Annotated in this window: 20 protein-coding genes; 8 read left to right on the top strand and 12 right to left on the bottom strand. The window is 59.6% G+C overall.

Features of this window, described 5'->3' with window-relative positions; all coding sequences use genetic code 11:
- Positions 1-95 precede the first annotated feature (95 nt).
- Positions 96-1,340: a cytochrome P450 gene (locus tag AMC88_RS08145; protein ID WP_037118511.1), complete on the top strand. Its 1,245-nt coding sequence runs from the start codon at positions 96-98 to the stop codon at positions 1,338-1,340.
- Between the two features lie 179 nt (positions 1,341-1,519).
- On the opposite strand, the gene AMC88_RS08140 is transcribed toward AMC88_RS08145, so the two are convergent.
- From AMC88_RS08140 to AMC88_RS08125, 4 genes are all read right to left on the bottom strand, one after another.
- A complete protein-coding gene (locus AMC88_RS08140) occupies positions 1,520-3,649 on the bottom strand; it encodes a bifunctional diguanylate cyclase/phosphodiesterase (protein ID WP_004680005.1) in 2,130 nt (709 codons plus the stop codon).
- Between the two features lie 286 nt (positions 3,650-3,935).
- On the bottom strand, positions 3,936-4,286 hold the full coding sequence (locus AMC88_RS08135) for a cupin domain-containing protein (protein ID WP_004680003.1): 351 nt from the start codon (positions 4,284-4,286) through the stop codon (positions 3,936-3,938).
- Between the two features lie 315 nt (positions 4,287-4,601).
- Positions 4,602-5,672 carry an acyltransferase family protein gene (locus AMC88_RS08130; RefSeq protein WP_004680001.1) on the bottom strand — a complete coding sequence of 357 codons (1,071 nt, stop codon included), beginning with the start codon at positions 5,670-5,672 and terminating at the stop codon, positions 4,602-4,604.
- Positions 5,673-5,859: 187 nt separating this feature from the next.
- Positions 5,860-7,599 carry an adenylate/guanylate cyclase domain-containing protein gene (locus AMC88_RS08125; RefSeq protein WP_004679999.1) on the bottom strand — a complete coding sequence of 580 codons (1,740 nt, stop codon included), beginning with the start codon at positions 7,597-7,599 and terminating at the stop codon, positions 5,860-5,862.
- Between the two features lie 292 nt (positions 7,600-7,891).
- On the opposite strand from AMC88_RS08125, the gene AMC88_RS08120 reads away from it, so the two are divergent.
- Together AMC88_RS08120 and AMC88_RS08110 are read left to right on the top strand one after the other, a co-directional pair.
- Positions 7,892-8,506 carry a L,D-transpeptidase gene (locus AMC88_RS08120; protein WP_004679997.1) on the top strand — a complete coding sequence of 205 codons (615 nt, stop codon included), beginning with the start codon at positions 7,892-7,894 and terminating at the stop codon, positions 8,504-8,506.
- 1,049 nt (positions 8,507-9,555) lie between these two features.
- Positions 9,556-9,816 (top strand): BON domain-containing protein, encoded by a 261-nt coding sequence (locus AMC88_RS08110; protein WP_037118509.1) that lies wholly within the window; start codon positions 9,556-9,558, stop codon positions 9,814-9,816.
- A gap of 643 nt (positions 9,817-10,459) precedes the next feature.
- On the opposite strand, the gene AMC88_RS08100 is transcribed toward AMC88_RS08110, so the two are convergent.
- The 4 genes from AMC88_RS08100 to AMC88_RS08085 all read right to left on the bottom strand — a co-directional run bounded on the left by AMC88_RS08100 (position 10,460) and on the right by AMC88_RS08085 (position 12,640).
- Positions 10,460-10,741 carry a DUF982 domain-containing protein gene (locus tag AMC88_RS08100; RefSeq protein ID WP_037118507.1) on the bottom strand — a complete coding sequence of 94 codons (282 nt, stop codon included), beginning with the start codon at positions 10,739-10,741 and terminating at the stop codon, positions 10,460-10,462.
- 265 nt (positions 10,742-11,006) lie between these two features.
- Positions 11,007-11,834, bottom strand: a complete 828-nt coding sequence (locus tag AMC88_RS08095) for a DUF1236 domain-containing protein (RefSeq protein ID WP_037118504.1) — start codon at positions 11,832-11,834, stop codon at positions 11,007-11,009.
- 99 nt (positions 11,835-11,933) lie between these two features.
- Positions 11,934-12,233, bottom strand: a complete 300-nt coding sequence (locus tag AMC88_RS08090; protein ID WP_010003415.1) for a DUF1236 domain-containing protein — start codon at positions 12,231-12,233, stop codon at positions 11,934-11,936.
- 140 nt (positions 12,234-12,373) lie between these two features.
- On the bottom strand, positions 12,374-12,640 hold the full coding sequence (locus tag AMC88_RS08085) for a BON domain-containing protein (protein WP_010023377.1): 267 nt from the start codon (positions 12,638-12,640) through the stop codon (positions 12,374-12,376).
- A 362-nt stretch (positions 12,641-13,002) separates the two neighbouring features.
- On the opposite strand from AMC88_RS08085, the gene AMC88_RS31920 reads away from it, so the two are divergent.
- A complete protein-coding gene (locus tag AMC88_RS31920; protein WP_237353173.1) occupies positions 13,003-13,239 on the top strand; it encodes an SOS response-associated peptidase family protein in 237 nt (78 codons plus the stop codon).
- Positions 13,240-13,572: 333 nt separating this feature from the next.
- Here the strand turns inward: AMC88_RS31920 and AMC88_RS08080 are convergent, their stop codons facing one another.
- Positions 13,573-14,856: an O-acetylhomoserine aminocarboxypropyltransferase gene (locus tag AMC88_RS08080; RefSeq protein WP_004679979.1), complete on the bottom strand. Its 1,284-nt coding sequence runs from the start codon at positions 14,854-14,856 to the stop codon at positions 13,573-13,575.
- Positions 14,857-14,999: 143 nt separating this feature from the next.
- Positions 15,000-15,428: a CoA-binding protein gene (locus AMC88_RS08075; RefSeq protein ID WP_004679977.1), complete on the bottom strand. Its 429-nt coding sequence runs from the start codon at positions 15,426-15,428 to the stop codon at positions 15,000-15,002.
- Between the two features lie 119 nt (positions 15,429-15,547).
- Here AMC88_RS08075 and AMC88_RS08070 point away from each other — a divergent pair, with 119 nt between their 5' ends.
- Together AMC88_RS08070 and AMC88_RS08065 are read left to right on the top strand one after the other, a co-directional pair.
- A complete protein-coding gene (locus tag AMC88_RS08070) occupies positions 15,548-15,871 on the top strand; it encodes a hypothetical protein (protein WP_064825835.1) in 324 nt (107 codons plus the stop codon).
- Positions 15,872-16,340: 469 nt separating this feature from the next.
- Positions 16,341-17,177, top strand: coding sequence for an EamA family transporter (locus AMC88_RS08065; protein WP_064825086.1), 837 nt, complete (start codon positions 16,341-16,343; stop codon positions 17,175-17,177).
- Here AMC88_RS08065 and AMC88_RS08060 read toward each other — a convergent pair whose 3' ends face one another.
- Complete coding sequence (locus tag AMC88_RS08060) at positions 17,178-18,005, bottom strand: enoyl-CoA hydratase (protein ID WP_064821795.1); 828 nt, start codon at positions 18,003-18,005, stop codon at positions 17,178-17,180.
- A 94-nt stretch (positions 18,006-18,099) separates the two neighbouring features.
- Positions 18,100-18,330 (bottom strand): DUF1127 domain-containing protein, encoded by a 231-nt coding sequence (locus AMC88_RS08055; RefSeq protein WP_012483401.1) that lies wholly within the window; start codon positions 18,328-18,330, stop codon positions 18,100-18,102.
- A 93-nt stretch (positions 18,331-18,423) separates the two neighbouring features.
- Here AMC88_RS08055 and AMC88_RS08050 point away from each other — a divergent pair, with 93 nt between their 5' ends.
- Together AMC88_RS08050 and rplM are read left to right on the top strand one after the other, a co-directional pair.
- Positions 18,424-19,302: a LysR family transcriptional regulator gene (locus tag AMC88_RS08050; RefSeq protein ID WP_012483400.1), complete on the top strand. Its 879-nt coding sequence runs from the start codon at positions 18,424-18,426 to the stop codon at positions 19,300-19,302.
- Positions 19,303-19,617: 315 nt separating this feature from the next.
- Entirely contained in the window at positions 19,618-20,082 is a 465-nt protein-coding gene (gene rplM / locus AMC88_RS08045; protein ID WP_012483399.1) for a 50S ribosomal protein L13, read from the top strand.

The raw sequence follows: 20,082 nt of genomic DNA, 5'->3' as shown, positions 1-20,082 counted from the left end.
GTCGTCGGCGCCTCCGGTCGGGCATGCCCTGTTTCCTGCCGGCTCTCCTCACCCGCATCTTTTCGAGGCCCAGCAAATCCGCTAAGCCTCGGGGCATGACGATACCGCCCTTTCTCTCGATCGACCCAGCGCTCCGCCATGTCTCGCTGGACGCTCGCAACCCCGCCTTCTACGGCAATCCGAATGCCGTCTATGCCGCCCTTCATGCTCATTGTCCGACATTCTACTGGACCGAGCAGAAACAGTGGTTCTTCACCGGCTACGACCATGTGAACGCGCTGCTGCGCGACCGCCGCTTCGGCCGGCAGATCCTGCATATCGCCAGCCGCGAGGAGCTTGGCCTTGCCGAGCCGATGCCGCATCTTGAGAGTTTCGATCTCTCCGAACGCTACTCCCTGCTCGAACTCGAACCGCCGGAGCACACGCGGCTGCGCACCCTCGTCAACCGTGCCTTCGTTTCCCGCCATGTCGAGAAGATGAAGCCGGAGCTTGCCGAACTCGCCAACCGGCTGATCGACGGCTTCGCCGATAAGCGCGAGGTCGAGCTGCTCTCCGCCTTTGCCGATATCATCCCGGTGACGATGATCGCCCGCATGATCGGCATCCCCGAAGAGATGGGGCCGCAGTTGCTCGCCTGGTCGCATGCCTATGTCCGCATGTACATGTTCGGGCGCACGCGCGAGCAGGAGGATGAGGCCGAACGGGCGGCGAAGGAATTCTCCGATTACGTCAGGACCGTCATCGCCGAACGCCGCGCCGAGCCGCGCGACGATCTGCTCACCCACATGATCCATACCGAGCACAAGGGTCAGTATCTCACCGAGGAAGAGCTGATCTCGACGACGATCGTGCTGCTCAACGCTGGCCATGAGGCGACCGTGCACCAGATCGGCAATTCCGTGCGCACCATCCTCGGCAGCGGCGCAGATCCGGTGGAACTCTTCCGCGACGAGGCAACGACGGCGCGTACGGTCGAGGAGACGCTACGCATCTGCGCGCCGGTCCACATCTTCCAGCGTTGGGCGCTGGAACCGGCCGAAATCGATGGCGTCGCCTTCAAGCGCGGCGACAAGGTGAGCCTCATCCTCGCCGCCGCCAATCTCGACCCGGCGAAGTTCACCGATCCCCTCGCCTTCCGGCCCGACCGCAACGAGGCGACGAACCTCTCCTTCGGCGCCGGCATCCATTTCTGCATCGGCGCACCGCTGGCGCGGCTGGAGCTCAACGTCGTGTTGCCGATCCTGTTCGAGCGGCTTGCCGGTCTCAGACTGGCGAAGATGCCTGACGTCAAGGACGTCTACCATTTCCACGGGTTGGAGCGACTGGATCTGCAGTGGTGATACCGAGGCCTGACCTTCGGCGACTGAAGGATCTGTGCGGCGTGCCGGCTAGCGGGTCAGCCAGGTGACCCGTGCTTCTGAAGCATGATGCCGAAAAGTATGAGCGGTTTTCGGACGACACCATGCTCCCATTCTCTGAATTAGAACAGGATTCAGATCCAGGCCGAGCCGACCTGAAATTAGGCGGCCGCTTCTTCCTGCAGCTTGCCGGCAATGTCGTGCGCCGACATGGGTTTTCCGATCAGATAGCCTTGAAGCTGATCGCAGCCCGCATCCCGCAGGATCGCCGCCTGGCGGGAAGTCTCGATCCCTTCGGCGGTGACCGGGATCTGCAGGGCGGTCGCCAGAGAGATGGTCGCCCGAAGGACATCGGCGCCCTTTGCGCCTTCGTCGAGCGCCGAGACGAGCGAGCGGTCTATTTTCATGCGATCAAAGCCGAACTGCCGCAATGCCCCGATGCTCGCGTAACCGCAGCCGAAGTCGTCGAGTGCGAATTTGATGCCGACGCGCTTGAGCTGGTCGATCGAGCGCCGTGCCTGATCCGGATTTGTCATCAGGACGCCTTCGGTGATCTCCAAGGTCAGACGCTTCGGGTCGAAATCGAGCTCCTGCAGGACCGAGATGACTTCGGCCGCAAATTCCGGATTGCACAGCTGCACCGGCGAGACATTCACCGACAGAGCCAGATCGGGCCAGGTCTTGGCATGTGCGATCGATGTTCTCAGCATATGAACGCCGAGCGCGTCGATGAGACCGCATCTTTCGGCGAGAGGGATGAAGACCTCCGGACTGACATTGCCTGCGGGCGTTCGCCAGCGCGCCAGGGCTTCAAGCCCCGTCACCATGCCGGTCGAGGCAGAGACGAGAGGCTGGAAGACGGCTTCGATCGCGCCGGTGCCGATGGCAGTCTTCAGCAGAGCCTCGAGCTCGGCGACCTGCTGGCGCTCCCGGTCCAGCTCGGGGTCATATTCGATCGCCTGGCCTCTGCCGTTTGCCTTGGCGCGATAAAGCGCCATGTCGGCTCTGCGCAGCAGTTCCAAGGGCTCGATGTCTCCGTCGCGCGTGGCAGCTCCGATGCTTGCGCCGACTTCGATTGTCCGCCCGTCGATTTTAAAGGGCTCGGCAAACAGTGCCAGAATAGCCCTCTCCATCTCTTCGCAGGTGGCGGGGCCAACATGCACCAGTGCGAATTCGTCGCCCCCCAGCCGGGCGGCGGCGACGACTTCCGGATGGCAGACCATCAGCGCCTTCGAAACTAGGCGGATCAGATCGTCGCCGACCGCATGTCCCCAGGCGTCGTTGACGGCCTTGAAGCCATCAAGGTCGACGAGATAAAGCCGCGGCGGTGAAGAGGCTGTATCATCCAGTTCTTCGAGCAGACTGAGCAGCCCCTGTCTGTTCAACAGGCCGCTCAGACTATCGTGACCCGCTTCGTAAAGCGCTGCCTGCGCCAGCTGGCGCAAACGCCGCGCTTCGGACGCGCCGACCATCAGGACTGCGACAAGGAACAGCGCCAGGATGACGATCGCGGCCGCGACGTAAGGTGTAACCTGGTGAAATACAGTGCTTCCGGGCGCTTTGCTTGGCCAGACAAGATAGCCGATGACCGCCCCTTTCATATCGGTGATCGGCGTATTCAGGAAATCGGCCCTAGGCGCCGCCTCGAGGCGCAAGCCCTCGAGCTCATGTTCGTTCGAGAGCGTGTCCAGGACCTCCTGGGTAAACTCCTTGTAGAAGCTCAGCGTGCTGAATTTTTCAGTGTCTGCGGCATCGTCGTAAGGTTGGATTGCCTGCGATGCGAGCAGCGCGATGCCTTTTTCGGTTTTGATGAAATTCACCAAAGGCGTGCGCGCCGGATCGGCCGCCACCTTGGCCTGCCGATAAAAGGCTTCGCCGAAGAAGACGCCCGGCTGGAAAGGCTTGCCTTTCGCATAGGCGGAAACGATTGAAGTCCGGTCCGGGCCGATCACGACGGCTCCATCATAAAGGGCATAGTCCTCGCTGGTCTTCCCCCAATTCTCATAGGCCCAATCGGTGGCGCCCGGAGTGGAGACCGCACGGAAAGCATCGTCCCATACGGCATTGTCCGTCGTTGTTGCGCCGAGCCGGGCGACAAAGGCTGCGATTGCAGCGCGCGCAGCGCGGCTCGCCCGGGCATCGTCAATCTGGTTCGCCGACCGGGTCATCGTTGCCACGACATGGGCCATGAGGCCTGTGAGAACGAGGGCTACCAGAAGGAAGCACACCGTTGTCGCAATGATGGAAGAGGTTTGAGTGCGAACGTGCCTACTCGCAGGATTCGACGACATGCAAATTCCGGAAAGATCGATTGCAAGACCATGTCTGTGGGACCGCAGGAGACATCATGTCCGCAATGCGCTGCGGATAAGGTGTAGCATGTGACGATATAGATATCTTTAACGAGATAGATCAAAAGCCTTCTATCTGGGAAGGAGACGCGGCCATCTCAGCAGAAACGGACGGCAATCGCCACAAACCGGGACAGGCCCGAAGCGCGTCGCAATGCTTCAGATTCTCTCGTCGCGCTTTAAGTTTTTGGCTTTGCGCAGGTCACAGTCGATCTGCAGCCACTGCTCAAACCTTGATCACATAGTCCTTGCGAGTCGTTTCAACGACTTCCCAGGTTCCCTTGAAGCCGGGTTTCAAGATCATTCGGTCGCCCGCCTTCAGATGAACCGGCTCACCGCCGTCTTCCGTGACGATCGAGTGGCCGGACAGAAGGCTGAAATATTCCCATTCCTCGTAAACGATCCGCCACTTGCCGGGCGTCGCCTCCCAGATGCCGGAATAGAGGCCGCCTTCGGCCTCCTCGAGGTTCCAGGTGCGGAACTGCGGGTTGCCTGAGATAATCCGATCGGGTTCGGGGGCGCCGAACTCGGGGGCGATGCCATCGATGCCGAAGGTGATGAAATTGCTCACAGTCATCCTGAATCTCTTCGATTTCAGCGTTCTTCGCAGCCTACCCTTGCTCAGCTCCAGGGCTTTCGCAGCATAGCTATATTCAACTATTCAACCAAGAGACGCTCGTGAACTTCGACCAGTTTGGCCTCCCCTGCTGGAATGAGGCTGGCGACATCAGATGACGGTCGCGATCGTTGCGATGGCCGCGCCTATCGCGGCTGATCGATTGGATACGTGTGGAGGGCATGGCGTAGGAGCGCCCGACGATTGCCCGAGGGATGGTTGTTTTGCCGGAACCAGACGCTTCAATCAAAATAGCTAGGAGCATGGGTGCATCGCTTACGGACTGATAGGCTGTCGCTGGAGGAATGAGGCTCGCTTCAGCCGCAGCGCACGCTTTTCCAGCAGATGCCATGAAAGCCAGCCGAACAACAATGATGTCGGCAGGGAAAGGGCGAACACTGTCCACGGCGTGCTGTACTGGCCGAGGGCATGGTTCACCACCTGCTCCACCGGCCAGCCATAGAGATAGGTGCCGTAGGAGACGTCGCCCACGCGCTCGAGAGTCGGCAGCCGTATGGTCGGCGACGTCGCGATGCAGACAAGCGGAACGGCGAACAACATGGGTCCATAGAGGTATTTGGGCCAAAAGACGTAGAAGAGCACACCGAGCGCCACGAAAATCAACGCCAGGACAATATTTGGCCGCCACTTTTCCGTCACGAACCACAGAAGCGACCCGCCGAAGAAATAGGGAGCGATAAAAGTGAAATCCGTTATCAACTTTCTGTCTGGCCACGGATCGTCGAAGAAAAGCGCCCAGGTCACGCCCACGGCGAGGGTAATTGCCACGAACGGCGCTCGCAGAATCCCGATGGCCATTAATCCCGCAAGGATCAGGTAGCAGAAGATTTCCTGGCTGATCGTCCAAAGTGAGCCGTTGATGAAGGTGGCGAGCCAGGAGATTGCAGGATCATAGAACTGCACATTCGGCAGTTCCATGCCATAGTTCGGATTGAGCACCGAATACACTGTCGTCCTCAGGTGGAACGACGAGAGCAAGTAACCACTGATCCCCAACGGGCTGAACAAGGGGCCTAAAACGTAGACGCTGAGCAGCGTGCAGACTACCAGCGCCGGATATATCCTCAGCGCCCGCCGCCAGAGAAAAGCACCGACGCTGCCGAACTGCGCACTCTGCGTCACGAGGAAGCCGCTCGTGATGAAAAACACATAGACCCCGAATTTACCAAGATTGTTGCCCTCGCCGAGCAGGCGCATGAAGGGTTCGTTCGCCGAGGTCTTTTCCGAGATAAGGAAGGCATGCGAGAAGATAACCATGGAGGCAGCAATGAGCCTGACCATGTTGAAGTTCGGGTAAAATGGCTTGCTGACTCCGGTCTCCTGCATGCGAGCCTCCGCTCCGTTAAATTTAACAGTTCATTAAGGTGGGTTTTGAGACGACACAACGCTTTGCTGCCTAAAACCGGATAAAGTCAGGAGCAAGGTTCCCGAGGAGGCACGGTTTTTATCAATGGCGTTCTCGTAACTGATCTACTTATCGCCTATGAAAGGTCGAAAATCTGAAGGCCGGATTCTACCGCAAGCCAGCCATGCGATAGCCTTCGACAAAGCGCTGGACCGTCTCCATGTCGCGGGCGGGTTGTGCAGCGGCCCAGTGAGCAATCGTGAAATTCGGTGTCTTCGCCATGAAAAGAGCCGCCTCGCGTATTGCCTCGTCTTTGCGGCCGAGCTGGGCGAGGCTGGCAGCTAGTATTCGGCGCGAGGCGCTGCGGTAGGTAGCCTCCATGCGCAATGTCTTTACGGCCTCCACGTATCGGCCAGCTGCGTAATAGGCCAGTCCAAGCTCCCAATAATACCAGCCTGGTGGGCGCGGGTTCAGCCGGAGTGCCCGGGAGATGGTGTCTATCGCTTCCAATGGCTGGCCAGCATACACTGCGAGTTCCGACGACATGACGAGGGCATCCGTGTTGTTTGGCTCAAGCCTGAAGGCCGCCTTAAACTCCGTGTCGGACGCTGGCCACGACTTTTCGTAAGCGAGTAAATACCCAAGGACCCAACGCGCCGCGGCATCGCTCCCATCCAATTGCACCGCCCGGCGGGCCAGCTCCAACGCCCGGGACCGGTTCTCGTCTGAGGGCTCGATGCTGTGAGCCCATAGCTGCCAGTGCACGAAAGCGAGCCAGCGGGAAGCCTCCGAATACTCCGGTTCGATCAGGATCGCCCGCTCCAACAGTATTTGGGCTTCCCGAATGGCCTCCGGGAAGCTTGTGAAGGATGAGATCAAGCTGCGTCCTCGGACGCAGACGTCGTAAGCCTCCAGGCTCTTCGGACGTTTTCGCGGCGGCAGCTCAACCAATTGTCCAACGAGCGCCTCGACGATCTTGCCGATGACCTCGTCCTGAACGCTGAAGATGTCTTCGAGACTTCGGTCGAAGCGCTCGGCCCAGAGATGACCACCGCCAACCGCATCGATGAGCTGGACGTTGATGCGCATTCGGCCTGCTGTCCGCCGGGCACTGCCTTCAAGGATGTAGCGGACGCCCAGGTCGCGTGCGATCACGCGGACGTCGATTGATTTTCCCTTGTAGGCGAAGGTCGAGTGGCGGGCGATGACGAACAAGCCGGCATTTCTCGAAAGGTCGGTAATCAGGTCTTCCGTCAACCCGTCCGCAAACGCTTCCTGTTCGGCTTCGCCACTCATATTGGTGAACGGCAACACGGCAATGGAGGGCTTGGCAGGCAGGGGCAGCGTGGCTGGTTTTTCGTCGTAAACCGTGGCCCAGGTTTCAAACAGCGGGCGATAGACATGAACCGGTTCGGCGATATTCTTCAAGGACTTCGGCCCAAGATCGTCGAAGCTGAGCGGAAGCTTGCGATTGACTTGATCTCGGATGGCCGCCGCCACATAGATCGCTCCCGGCTCGGCGAGACTTTGGAGCCGAGCGGCGATGTTGACGCCGTCGCCATAGAGATCACTGCCGTCTATGACGACATCGCCGAGATTGATCCCGATGCGCAACACGATCCGCCGCGCCTCCGGCAGGGCAGTGTTTGCATCCGCCATCTTCCGCTGCAACTCGATCGCTGCTGACAGGGCGTTGACTGCACTTGCGAACTCCAGGAGAACCCCGTCTCCCATCACTTTGACGACACGTCCGCCATGCGCCCGCACGATAGGCTGGAGAATGGTCGCTCGGCGCTCCTTCAGCGTCGCGAGCGTCGTAACCTCGTCCTCCTCCATCAAACGCGAATAACCAACGACGTCCGCGACGACGATTGCAGCAAGACGGCGCTTGACGCGTTCTTCGGCCATTTGGGCAATTACCCGAGGAAGTGGCAACGGGCTTATGATATTTGCGCCTTAAATCGAAGTCCATTGGGCCGCTTCCGATATGGAGAAACAAACGCCGTCAGCTGGTGTGGCTTGGACGGAGGCCCGCACCGCCTCGACAGCACTGCCGAACTCGGCGATGTCGCGGCAGACCTCGAAACGCGCCGAGCGTCCGCGGGCACATCCGCAGCGATCCCGAACGGGTCGCGGTCCGCCATGATGACGCCATAGAGTTGGGACCAATAGTGCTTTTATAACAACCGAGTGGCGAAGAATGAGATTGCTGGTTCTCCTTGCTGCGGCCCTCTTCCTGACAGCGGCGCATGCCCAAGCCCAAGTTTACGCGCCGTATGATGGATACGATGAATACGACGGCGGCTATGGGTATGATGACCCTTACAGCCCGTATCCCCCACCTCCCTACTCCGAGCCAGAACCTGGTTATCGGGAACCTTCGCAAGAACGACGGGAGCCATCGACGCGAATTGGAAGGGGAGCCATCGTCATCGCGACGCGTGAGCACACCCTTGTCTACACAACAGCAAGCGGAGAGCAGTTCGCCTACCCCATTGCCGTCGGTCGCGAAGGCAAACAATGGTACGGATCAACCCGAGTGGTATCCAAGCGAATGCATCCCGAATGGCGGCCAACGGCGAGCATGCGGCAGAAGAACCCGAGGCTTCCAGCGGTCGTGAAGGCTGGCCCTGCCAATCCGCTTGGAACCCGCGCAATTTACCTGGCCGACGGGCTGCTGCGCATACACGGAACCAATGACCCTTCCTCAATCGGAACCAACGCTTCGAGCGGTTGTTTTCGAATGTATCGCGAGGACGTCGAGGAACTTTACGATATGGTCCAGCCGGGAACCCAGGTGATCGTCCAGCGGTGATCCCTAAATATCTACCCATCGAAATGCTTGTGATTCCGCTCGTTGCCAACACCGGTTGATCGTGTTCTTCTAGGGTAATCCGAGGTTCACCATCTCACCAAATTATGCCTCAAGTAACGCACTGCGCCAGTTGATTTCAAAGGGATTTCAGGCTGATGTGGAGCATTTAATCTCTGGCTTCAGTCATGCAGCGCTACGACATACAAGCACTCGAAAACGGAATGTGGTCGGTCATCGATCATCAGACCGGCAGGCTGCTCGTCGATCGGGAGGGGTCGAGCGAAAGAACGAGGTTGGAGGCCCAGGCCTTGGCCGACTTCCGCAACGGAATGTTGGTTCCTCCCGCAAGGGAGCGGACTTCCTCACGGCTCCAGAAGATGCGTCGCGCCTGGGAACGGCTATCTGGGAAGCGTAACCCGTCTGTGTAGTCCTTGCCGTCCGCATACCCGTCTGAGCGACAACCCGATCGTTGGGCGATCTCTGCTGGCCAAATCGCCGACAAACCTTAGTTCGCAGGCGACGACCTCAGCCTGAGGTCGACACGGCACCCATTCTCCGATGGATACCTGATCACGTCGCCCTCGAATTGCGCCGGCATCAGCTCAACGACTTTCCCGCCGTCCCCGAGGTCGGGGGACACCCGAACCGCTGTTTTCCACGGTGAGGAGGAGGTAGTCCCCCTCCGTCACTACGGTTCCCGTCCTGTCACTCAGGAGACTTATATCGCCCCGGAACGCAGGATGCTCCCGGGAAAGGAAGGCTCAGAAGGAGACCGATAACATACACCAACTGCGCCTTCCTTCCATCGTCCATCAGGGTTGGACACCCGACGCTAGGCCAGTCGGTGGGCGCGTGATAGCCCGGACTTAGGTCCCGTGCGCTTTCGTACCAAAGAGCGTCAGTTGCAGACCCACTTTCGCGATCACTACGCGCGCTGCAGAGCGTGCCGTTCCCCGTGCTGACGCCGATCCATCGCTAGGACCTAAGTCCCGGCGCCCGAACCAAATTGACGTCCCGCTGTTTCCCTCACATCACGAAGGAGGACTGCCATGAGTTTCGAGCCGGAAAGCCTCGCCCACGATCAGCTTGCGAGCGTGCAGGCGGCGGTGTCCATGGAACCAGAACTGGAAAGCTCGTCGATCTCTGTGAGTATGGTCGGCAGAAGCGTGTTGCTGGAGGGCTATGTGGCGGACTACGGTGATCGGGAGAAAGCGACGGCGATCGCCGCGTTGATCGCAGGCCCGGAATACGTGAACGACAGAATGCGAGACCGAGATGAGATGGCATATACTTCGCCTACTCGGGAGTAATCGTTCCTGTCCGTTTTTCGATCCGGTACGTCGTGGACTTTCAATGAAGGGTGGTAGCTCGCTCCGGCACCGCGATCTCTTCCGTGACAAGGCCATTGAGCGCGAGAGCCACCTCATCGAGAGATCAGACGAGACAGCAATTTGGCGCGCATTTAGAATTCTGGGCATGACCTTGTCCTCTTATGCGAAGGTAACAGACATGACACGCCAGTTCCCACTATTGAGCTGGGCGGCGATTCTCAGGCCTTGAACTCAATCGACACGAAAGCGCAGCACCCTCAGTCCTCGGCCTCTTGTGGCGATGTTTCTGAGTCCAATTTTCCACGCGCTCCGTCTACGAGCGGCCTCAGTTGATGAAGTTCATGGACGCCCTGCTGGTATAGCTCGATGATGATGGCGGCCACACGCTCGGCTTCGTCAGAGGGAGACGGGACGTTGTTCGCAAAGCAGAATTCTTCAAGCACTACCTGGCACTTTGATAAGTCTTCCGATGTCAGCGGCTGGTCATGCCGGTGATAGCTCATCGCTCTTGCTCTCATTCTTCACGCATCCGTGTCGTGCCCTGAGATGGTTCCGGGTCTGTCGCGGTTCAAGAGTAGCTGGCAGCTGGTGATCCACGCGCGGACCAGGCCGAGCTATCATATCAGTGAGCAATCGCGATAACGGGAATCCCCGCTTCCTCCGCAGCGCGAATGAGTGCGTCGCGTGCCGCCTTGGCCGGGATATTGCCGTAAATGGCATCGAGGCATGCTTTCACGGCAGCCATGTACTCCTCTCCATCGTCTGTCGGCCAAGCGACAATGAGGACTTCGGCAACCTCGCGGAGTGATCGGATCAGCCTGGGTTTCGCTCGGTCGCCAACTACAAGCGTCAGGGGAGCGAAATCCTTGCCGCCGTGCCAATTGATTACACCGACCCTTTGCATGTCCCTTACCTCGCGGGAACGTCCCACCTGAGCTGCCAAGCTCGGCCGCTTCCCTCAAACCGCGCGAAATCAAAGATGCAGAGCGACTTGACGATGCCTTGTGGATGCTATGCGCAGAGCAGGTTTTAGTGAAACAGACCTACCAACGTTTTCCCTCGATCAGTGGCTTCTGTATTCGGCAGCCAGGCCGCTTTTGCTCATGAGAGATCATTGACGCCTCCTGCGCCCCGGCGGCGAAAGAGAGACACCGCCGGGGAACAGCCGGTTATACCTCGATAATGTAGACAATCGTCAGCGCATCGGGATCGACAATGACGATCCGACCATCCGCAAGGATGAAGAATCGGTAGCCTTCGTATTGCGGGACGATCTTCACAACGCGCGGGGGGAGCCGTTCAAGGCGGACCTTCTTCGGTATTTTCGTTCCGACAGAGACCGTGAAATCGACTTCCTTCACCGGAGCAACATGAACTTCCTTCACCACCGTTCGAATTTCGGTCTGCTGCTCGACGGAGATGTTGACGTTGGTTTCGGAAGAACTCTTGCTGGTCGTCGACGCGTTCTGATCGGTTGACTGCTTCGATGCATCACCGCTTTGCGTGGTGCTGCCACTGCTCGTTCCCTCAGCCGGCTTGGCATTCTGCGTGCTGCTCTTCGAGCCTGTGGTGGCCGAGCCACTGGTGTCCGTAGTGCCAGACTTGGTGGTGGCTTTCTGTTCTGTAGTCGTGCTCCCGCTGGCGTCTGTCGAACCTGGCTTGGTTTCTGTCGAAGACTTCCCGGACGCGCTTCCGCTCGTCGACGTGTTGTCGTTCGAAGGTTGCTGGGCGCTCTTTTGCGTGTCGGAACCTTGACCTGCTTTCTGCTGCGATGACTGACCCTTGCCCTGCGGGCAGGCTCCCGAAGCGTCCGGCGTACAGTCGGTGCCGGTGCTCTTGCCGCTGGTACCAGAGCCGGATTGTGTGTCAGACTGCGACCCGGACTGGGTCTGGCCGCTCTTCTGCGTGTCCTGCTGGGCTGCGGCTGGCAGCGCTGCGAGCGGCGACACGCCGAGCGAGAGCGCCGCGGCCAGAATGGCGAGATGGCTGCTTTTCATGTTCGATCTCCGAGATTTGGACACGCGATGCAATCCGCATTCTCGTGCGGTGCATGCGTGCCCCTGTTGTTGGAAGGGGCGGCTCGAGCCGCCCATCGGTCACTTGACGACCTGGATCACCTTCCGCGTGGAAGGCTCGACGATCACACGCTCATCGTTGACGATCGCGTATGCATATGTCGGGTCATCGGGAATTGGCGTCACGACCACCGTTTCCGGCAGCGGCTGCCCGACGACAACCTTCTCCTTCACCACGACGCGTTCAGTCGGGGCGGGAGCCTTTTGGACAAAGGTCACCACCTTCTCCGGCGGTGTCGCAATAACTGTCGTAGACTGCGCAAAGGCGGATGCCGATGCCGCCAGGATGCCGGCGGCAATTCCTATTGCTTTGATTTTCATGTTTTCTTCCTCCTTGCTGCGGGTAGGCCCGCTCAAGGCCGAACCGAGAAAGGGAGGAAGTGTTCCCGGGTGGGACTTCGTACCGGGCTTGGCCCGACCTTGGTCCCTGGTCCTATTGAGCGCCGGGCACGCTGACATCATTAGGGCGGTGGGAAGCGGCTCAACATTCTGTCCTGGACATTTTCCCAGCCTACGATCGTCGCTGCAATCGCGATGATTTTGTCGCGATCCGCGGCCTTTGTTATGTAGCCTTCGAGCAGAACGACCGGACCGAGCATTCTGATTTCGACGGCGCTGCTGTCAACGTCCGGATCGGCGGCAAGGGTTGCCGAGATGGTCGCGATTGTCGCCGCCGTGCTGTGGCCTTCCGGACAGTGCTCCCCATGATTGTTGGGGCCAAACTTCATTTTCTTGTTCCTGTTCCGCCCTGCCCCTCCCATGGACCTCATATTGCCTCAAAAACAATATGTGCAGCGGCCGTAAGGTTGCCAGCCCGACTTAGGTCCCCCGTCTGGGCGACCATAATCTGTGGCGAATGCCTGAATGACCACAGGGGAGATTGGAAAATGCTGAAGACCGCTATGTATTGACGTGGCGCACCGGCAGCCAGATCGGCCGCCCAGGAAATATGTACAAGATTTCGAATGTGCCGTCGCGTCTACATCAATCGTTCGTTTGAAGAGCTGGCCGAAAGTTTTAGCTTCGCTAAGCAAGGTAACGTCGACGATCTGGGCGACCGACCCCGAGATACAACGGTGCCCCCGCAGAGGTGTACCATGTCATTATTCAAGACGCTGAGCGCCAGCGGGATCGTCCAAAGCCTGCCATCGCCATTGCTCGTTGGGGCTTCATTCCGTCATGGATGGACCGGCCGCGTCGCCAGCCGTCCGTCCACGCTCGGAGTGAAGATATAGCTTCGGATGAGCTATTCCAGGACACTTACCGATCGCGCCGCTGCCTTATCCCGGTAAGCGGTTTCTTCCAATGGCTGGAGTTGACGGGCTGACAGCCCGAGCAGCCGGGATTTCCCTCTTGGCGAATTGCGCCGAGGCGGGATAAGGAGCGCGAGGGCGGCATGGGCTCGACAAAGCACTTGGTTTCCAAACAGGGGGAATTCCCTCGCCTCCTGGCCACGCCGCGACCGACATTCCCACTCGTAATGACTGCACCTCGCCGCTCATACATTGCGGAGAGCGACCGATGTCAGCATGAGGTCTGATAGGACGCAAACGACCTCTCACGGCATTTCCGCTCTCAGAGCCAACGGTAAACGCTGCCGCTATAATTGCACTCCGACAAAGGTAGTCTGCGAACTCCAAACGTTTGCTGCGAAGGAGAGTCAGATCTTCGAGAGCGCCTGTTCGAGATCGGCGATGATGTCCTTGACGTCCTCGATGCCGACCGAAAGGCGCACGACGTCTGGGTCGGCGCCGGCGGCGGTCTTCTGTTCGTCGCTCAGCTGCCGGTGCGTCGTCGAAGCGGGGTGGATGACGAGCGAGCGGGTGTCGCCGATATTGGCAAGATGGGAGAAGAGCTCGAGGCCTTCGACCAGCGTCTTGCCCGCCTCGTAACCACCCTTGACGCCGAAGGTGAAGACAGAGCCTGCGCCTTTCGGCGAATAGCGCTGCTGCAGGGCGTGGTTCGGGTCGTCGTCGAGGCCGGCATAATTCACCCAGGCGATCTTGCTGTGCGCCTTCAGCCATCGCGCCACGGCGATCGCGTTGTCGCTGTGACGCTGCATCCTCAGCGGCAGCGTTTCGATCCCCGTCAGGATCAGGAAGGCGTTGAAGGGAGCGATTGCCGGTCCGAGGTCACGTAGGCCGAGCACGCGGGCGGCGATCGCAAAGGCGAAATTGCCGAAGGTCGCGTGCAGGATCATGCCGTTATATTCCGGCCGCGGGCTCGACAGCATCGGGTAATTGCCGGATTTCGACCAATCGAAAGTGCCGCCGTCGACGATGAGGCCGCCCATGGAATTGCCGTGGCCGCCGAGGAATTTCGTCAGCGAATGCACGACGATGTCGGCGCCATGTTCGATCGGGCGGATGAGATAGGGGGTTGCCATCGTGTTGTCGACGATCAGCGGCAGGCCGTTGCGATGCGCGACCTCGGCGATCGCCGCGATATCGACAAAGGTGCCGCCGGGATTGGCGAGGCTCTCGATGAAGATGCCGCGCGTCTTCTCGTCGATCTGGCTTTCGAAGCTTGCCGGATCGGCGGAATCAGCCCAGCGCACCTGCCAGCCGAAATTCTCGAATGCATGGCCGAACTGGTTGATCGAGCCGCCGTAAAGCCTGCGGGCCGCGATGAAATTCTCGCCGGGGCGCATGATGGTGTGGAAGACGATCATCTGCGCCGCATGGCCGGAGGCGACGGCAAGGGCCGCCGTGCCGCCTTCGAGCGCTGCGACGCGCTCCTCCAGCACGGCCTGCGTCGGGTTCATGATGCGGGTGTAGATATTGCCGAAGGCCTGCAGGCCGAAGAGCGCGGCAGCATGATCCGAATCGTTGAAGACGTAAGCGGTCGTCTGGTAGATCGGTGTTACCCGCGCGCCGGTTGCCGGGTCGGGCTGCGCACCGGCATGGATCGCCAACGTGTTGAATCCCGGATCATTCTTGGCCATGTCGTCCTCCAGCTGTTGTTGACGGGCGGGATCATAGCCTCTCCGGGACGAAAGTTAATCGCGATCCGTTTCAACCCACGGGCGTTCGGTGGAAAATCCGTCTCTGCAGGGCGCAGCGCAAGCAATGAGATCGGGCGATGAGATCAGGCAATGAGCCGGGGATATTCGATCGCCGGGCAGCGGTTCATCACTACCTTGATGCCGGCGGCCTCCGCCTTTGCCGCAGCCGCCTCGTCGCGGACGCCCAGCTGCGCCCAGATGACCTTTGGCAACGGTCTCAGCGCTAAGGCCTCCTCGACGACGCCGCCCAGATATTCGGCAGCGCGAAAGACGTCGACCATGTCGATCGGCACAGGAATGTCGGCGAGCCGGGCATAGACGGTGCGGCCATGGATCTGTTTACCCGCCTGCCCCGGGTTGACCGGAATGACCTCATAGCCGCGCGACAGCAAATAGCCCATGACGCCGTTGCTCGGCCGCGCCGGATTGGGCGAAGCGCCGGTCAGGGCGATGGTCTTCACCGAATGCAGGATGCCGGCGAGGAAATCATCCGTGTAGCTGTCGTGATTCATGTCCGCTTCTCCACTTGCGAAAGTCTTTCGCCACGGCGCGCGCGATTTTTGCTTTGGCGTGAAACCAGATGCGCGCCTTTCCCGTATATATGAATCGGATACTTTCTGAGGATGATTCGATGAAAAAAATCGCTCTTGCCCTCATGCTCCTGCTCGTCGCATCGCCGGCGCTGGCAATCTCGCGCTACAATCCCCTCACCATGAGCTGTGCCAGCGTGCGCGCCGCCATCCACAATCAGGGCGCCGTGATCTTCCGCTATCAATCCCCCCGCGGTCTGCCCCTTTATGATCGCTACGTCCGCAACAGCCATTATTGCGACGCGACCGACTATGCGGAGTGGACGCATATCCCCTCGAAAGACGATCCCCGCTGCCCCGTTCTGAACTGTCAGAACATAGACAACCTTGACGGGATGCTGTTCATTCCACAGTATCAGCTCTGAGGTTTTTTGCCGCCGTGACTGCGGCAGGCGCCCTACGCCCTTCGCGCTTGCGAATGTTGGCAGGCTCAATCCCGCGCTGCGCTTTTTCAGATAGTTTGCAATCAAAAGCTTTATTTTTGTCGTATGTCAAAGTTATAGAATAATATCTGTATTTCAGCAACATAGAATAATCCCCTCCGAAAACCTTCCAGGTACTTTCTCCTTTAGTTCTTTATAGATTCGCTATATGTTCTGGCGTCCATTAGCAGCATCTCATAGTTGAGAAGATCGCGTGGATTGAACGCATATCGCGCGCACGTAAAAATTGTCGGATACACCCGCCATTGTTCGGATATTGAAAGGGTGATATTGCAGACGGCAAGGCATCCGCGACCATGGCATTGCATTTCGTGCAAATCGCAGTTGTCTTTCCAGAAGTTTGCCCCGTCGGAGCGAAGCGCCTGTCCTCCCCGCTGTCCCGGATCTGTCCTTGCCACTCGACGTCATCCTGCTCGTTTTGTTCGGCGCATTGCTGCATGCAACATGGAACGCGATCGTCAAAGCGGGAAGCGACAAATCCCTTGATGCAGCGCTGATTTCGGCCGGCGGCGCGGTATCGGCCTTGCCGTTTCTGGCATTTCTGCCATTGCCGCAAAGCGCGGCCTGGCCGTTTATCGGCGCTTCGGCCATCCTGCAATTCGTCTATTTCCAGCTGGTTGCTGCCGCCTACCGGGCCGGTGATATCGGCTTGGTCTATCCGCTGATGCGTGGTTGCGCGCCATTGCTGGTCGCCGCGACAAGCGGTTTGGTCCTCAGGGAAAACCTTTCCGGCGCCGCGCTCGCCGGCATCATGACGATCTCAGCCGCCGTTCTGACACTCGCTCTGGAGGCGCGTCGCGGCAGCGGCCGTGCCGTCGTGCTGTCCATTGCCAATGCCTTCGTCATCGCCAGCTACACGTATGTCGACGGCATCGGCGCGCGCCTTTCAGGCAACCCAATTTCCTATACGCTGTGGATGTCGCTGCTGCCGCCCATCCTGTTGTTTGCCTGGGCGGCGTCCCGGCGCGGCAGCGCTGCCGTGTTGCGCCACGTTCGCCGCAACTGGTGGCGCGGCCTTATCGGCGGCGCGGGTTCGATTGCATCTTACGGACTGGCGCTCTGGGCGATGACGAAGGCCCCGGTCGCGACCGTCGCCGCCTTGCGGGAAACCGCGATCGTCTTCGCGCTGGTGATCTCGGTCGTCGTGTTCAAGGAAAAAGCCGGAATCTGGCGCTACGCCGCCGGCGTCGTCATCGCCGCCGGCGTGCTGGTTCTGAAGCTGGCGTGATCATTCGCCTTTCCATTCCGGCTTGCGCTTGCCGAGAAAGGCGCCGATGCCCTCCTGCGCATCCCGCGTCAGCATGCTCTCCACCATCACCTTGGAGGCATAGTCATAGGCCGCCTCCACCGGCAGGTCGAGTTGGCGATAGAAGGCCTCCTTGCCGATCTTCAGCGTCAATGGCGATTTGCCGGCAATCACCGCCGCATATTTGGCAACGACCTGCGCCAGATACTGCTTCGGCACGATGCGGTTGACGAGACCGAAGTCCTTGGCGGTCGAAGCATCGATGGTCTCGCCGGTCAGAAGCATCTCCATCGCCTGCTTGCGATGGGCGGCACGGGTTACCGCCACCATCGGCGTCGAACAGAACAGGCCGATATTGACGCCCGGCGTGCAGAACGTCGACGTGTCCGTGCAGATCGCCAGATCACAGGAGGCAACAAGTTGACAGCCGGCAGCGGTTGCAAGCCCGTCGATCTGGGCGATGACGGGTTTCGGCAGATGGGTGATCTTCAGCATTAGATCGGCGCAGAGCCGGAAGCTTTTCTCGAAGAACGCAGCGCCCTGGTCTTCGTCGACGCGATGGGCGGTGAGTTCCTTGAGGTCATGGCCGGCGGAAAAGACAGAGCCGGTCGAGGCGATGACGACGACGCGCACATCCACGTCCGATCCCGCCTTTTCGAGCTCGGCCATCAGCGCCTCGAGAAGCGCGATTGAAAGTGCGTTGGCCGGCGGGTCGTTGAGCACAAGCCGCAGCACGCCATCGCGCAGCGAACGGAGCAACAATCCGTCCGCCCTGTCCGGGTCCTTTCGGAAGGATACGATTTCGGCCATGATGCTGCTCCCTGCGCTTGAATTTCCACACAGCTGTTCTGCCACAAGGCACAGATAATTTCGAGCAGGATCCGCCCTCCCCGCCACGGCGTGATTAGGACCAGAACCACGATTTCGCTATCTCGGCCGTCGCCTGTGCACGGGTCAGACCGATATCGCGTAGCTCGTCATCGGTGAGTTCCGAAAGCTTGCGGCGACTGCGCCGCTTTTCGAGCCAACACTCGAGGGCCGCCGGCAGCCGCCGGCCCCGGCGCACCACCTCGCGAAGTTTCGAGCGAAGCGCGTTGGGCGGTGTCGCTAATCTCTCGCCGAGTTCCAGGGTCATCTCTTTTGTCCTTTCTCAACGGGGAAAAGATGCGCTGGAACGAACTGCGAAACAAGCTTATGGATATTATCATATGCATAAGGATTTCTTTGGATGCCGCTGAATCTCGATCAGCTCGCGAGCTTCGTCAACGTCGCCGATCTCGGAAGCTTTACGGCCGCCGCCGATAAGGAGGGCGTGACGCAACCGGCTGTGAGCCTGCAGGTCAAAGGCCTCGAACAGCGGCTCGGCGTCCGGCTGATCGAGCGTGTCGGACGGCGGGCACAGCCGACGGCGGCGGGCCTCGACCTGCTTTCACACGCAAGGCGTCTGCTTCAGCAAGCGGCCGCTGCGGAAGAAGCGATGCTGCCACACAGAGATGGCGCCAGCGGCCGCGTGCGCATCGGCAGCGGCGGGACCGCCTCGATCCACCTGCTCCCGCGCGCCATCGCCGCCGCCAGGAAATCCATGCCCGGCCTCGAAATCACCGTCCATATCGGCAATGCCGACGATATTCTGCGCGATCTGGAGGCCAACAGTCTCGACATCGCCGTCGTCGCTCTGCCGGCCTCGGGGCGAAACTTCGAGATCGAACCGTTCTACGAGGAGGAATTGCTGGCGGTCGCACCCGTCGGCAGCCTCGTGCCCGAGGGCGGACCGGACGCTGCCTTCATGCGCGACAGGACGCTGCTGCTTTATGAGGGAGGCAATACCAGGCGGGCAATCGACGCTTGGCTGGCCGCCCCCGATATCAGGACCCGTCCCGCGATGGAGTTCGGCAGCGTCGAAGCGATCAAGGAACTGGTGGCGGTGGGGCTCGGCTGGTCGATCCTGCCGGGGCTTGCGCTAAAGCGCGACCGTGCCGGTCTCGTGATGACATCTTCGTTGAAACCAAAGCTCACGCGTCGCCTCGGCATGGTTCTGCGCCGGGATAAACATCTGACACGCGGCCTTCGGGAAGTGATGAAATGCCTGCGGGAGTTCAAGGATTAGGAGCTCTTGCAACCGTGGCTCGGCGTGTCAAATCCAAGTCGTCGGCAGCGTAAAAACCAAAGCATGGCGATCCTCGAGCCGAGGAAATTTGAGGTGCCATAATACCTCACAGATAAGCCGCTGTTTTTATTGCCGTTTTTTTCAGATCATCTAAAATGTCGATATTGACCCGATGTCACATTCCCTTTATACACCGCGCCAGAACGCAGCCTTTCGGGCTGCTTTCTTTTTGGCATGTCTTGCGCCTGCCAATCCAAGCAACAAGAAACGCCCTTTTAAGCCTTCGGGCAAGGGTCCCAAAAGAGAGTATTCACTATGGCTACCTTCTCCCAGAAGCCTGCAGAGGTGGAGAAGAAGTGGGTGATCATCGACGCCGAAGGGCTGGTCGTTGGCCGTCTCGCTTCCATCATCGCTATGCGCCTGCGCGGCAAGCACAAGGCAACCTTCACCCCCCATGTTGACGACGGCGACAACGTCATCGTCATCAATGCCGACAAGGTCGTTTTCACCGGCAAGAAGTATTCCGACAAGGTTTACTACTGGCACACCGGTTACGCCGGCGGCATCAAGGAGCGCACCGCGCGCCAGATCATCGAAGGCCGCTTCCCGGAGCGCGTCCTCGAAAAGGCCGTCGAACGCATGGTTCCGCGTGGCCCGCTCGGCCGTCGCCAGATGAAGAACCTGCGCGTCTACGCCGGCTCCAACCATCCCCATGAAGCCCAGCAGCCGGTCGCCCTCGACGTTGCCGCGCTCAACAAAAAGAACGTAAGGAGCGCCTGA

Origin of the sequence: Rhizobium phaseoli (assembly GCF_001664385.1) — a bacterium.
Classification (GTDB): Bacteria; Pseudomonadota; Alphaproteobacteria; order Rhizobiales; family Rhizobiaceae; genus Rhizobium; species Rhizobium phaseoli.
This window is presented reverse-complemented; position numbering and strand designations above follow the sequence as displayed.

Coding starts and splice junctions, on each gene's coding strand:
- AMC88_RS08140 (WP_004680005.1), bottom strand. CDS start 3,649: ATGTCGTCGAATCCTGCGAGTAGGCACGTTCGCACTCAAACCTCTTCC.
- AMC88_RS08100 (WP_037118507.1), bottom strand. CDS start 10,741: ATGCAAAGGGTCGGTGTAATCAATTGGCACGGCGGCAAGGATTTCGCT.
- AMC88_RS08130 (WP_004680001.1), bottom strand. CDS start 5,672: ATGCAGGAGACCGGAGTCAGCAAGCCATTTTACCCGAACTTCAACATG.
- AMC88_RS08135 (WP_004680003.1), bottom strand. CDS start 4,286: ATGACTGTGAGCAATTTCATCACCTTCGGCATCGATGGCATCGCCCCC.
- AMC88_RS08120 (WP_004679997.1), top strand. CDS start 7,892: ATGAGATTGCTGGTTCTCCTTGCTGCGGCCCTCTTCCTGACAGCGGCG.
- AMC88_RS08125 (WP_004679999.1), bottom strand. CDS start 7,599: ATGGCCGAAGAACGCGTCAAGCGCCGTCTTGCTGCAATCGTCGTCGCG.
- AMC88_RS08080 (WP_004679979.1), bottom strand. CDS start 14,856: ATGGCCAAGAATGATCCGGGATTCAACACGTTGGCGATCCATGCCGGT.
- AMC88_RS08085 (WP_010023377.1), bottom strand. CDS start 12,640: ATGAAGTTTGGCCCCAACAATCATGGGGAGCACTGTCCGGAAGGCCAC.
- AMC88_RS08090 (WP_010003415.1), bottom strand. CDS start 12,233: ATGAAAATCAAAGCAATAGGAATTGCCGCCGGCATCCTGGCGGCATCG.
- AMC88_RS08055 (WP_012483401.1), bottom strand. CDS start 18,330: ATGACCCTGGAACTCGGCGAGAGATTAGCGACACCGCCCAACGCGCTT.
- AMC88_RS08070 (WP_064825835.1), top strand. CDS start 15,548: ATGAAAAAAATCGCTCTTGCCCTCATGCTCCTGCTCGTCGCATCGCCG.
- rplM (WP_012483399.1), top strand. CDS start 19,618: ATGGCTACCTTCTCCCAGAAGCCTGCAGAGGTGGAGAAGAAGTGGGTG.
- AMC88_RS08110 (WP_037118509.1), top strand. CDS start 9,556: ATGAGTTTCGAGCCGGAAAGCCTCGCCCACGATCAGCTTGCGAGCGTG.
- AMC88_RS08075 (WP_004679977.1), bottom strand. CDS start 15,428: ATGAATCACGACAGCTACACGGATGATTTCCTCGCCGGCATCCTGCAT.
- AMC88_RS08050 (WP_012483400.1), top strand. CDS start 18,424: ATGCCGCTGAATCTCGATCAGCTCGCGAGCTTCGTCAACGTCGCCGAT.
- AMC88_RS08095 (WP_037118504.1), bottom strand. CDS start 11,834: ATGAAAAGCAGCCATCTCGCCATTCTGGCCGCGGCGCTCTCGCTCGGC.
- AMC88_RS08060 (WP_064821795.1), bottom strand. CDS start 18,005: ATGGCCGAAATCGTATCCTTCCGAAAGGACCCGGACAGGGCGGACGGA.
- AMC88_RS08145 (WP_037118511.1), top strand. CDS start 96: ATGACGATACCGCCCTTTCTCTCGATCGACCCAGCGCTCCGCCATGTC.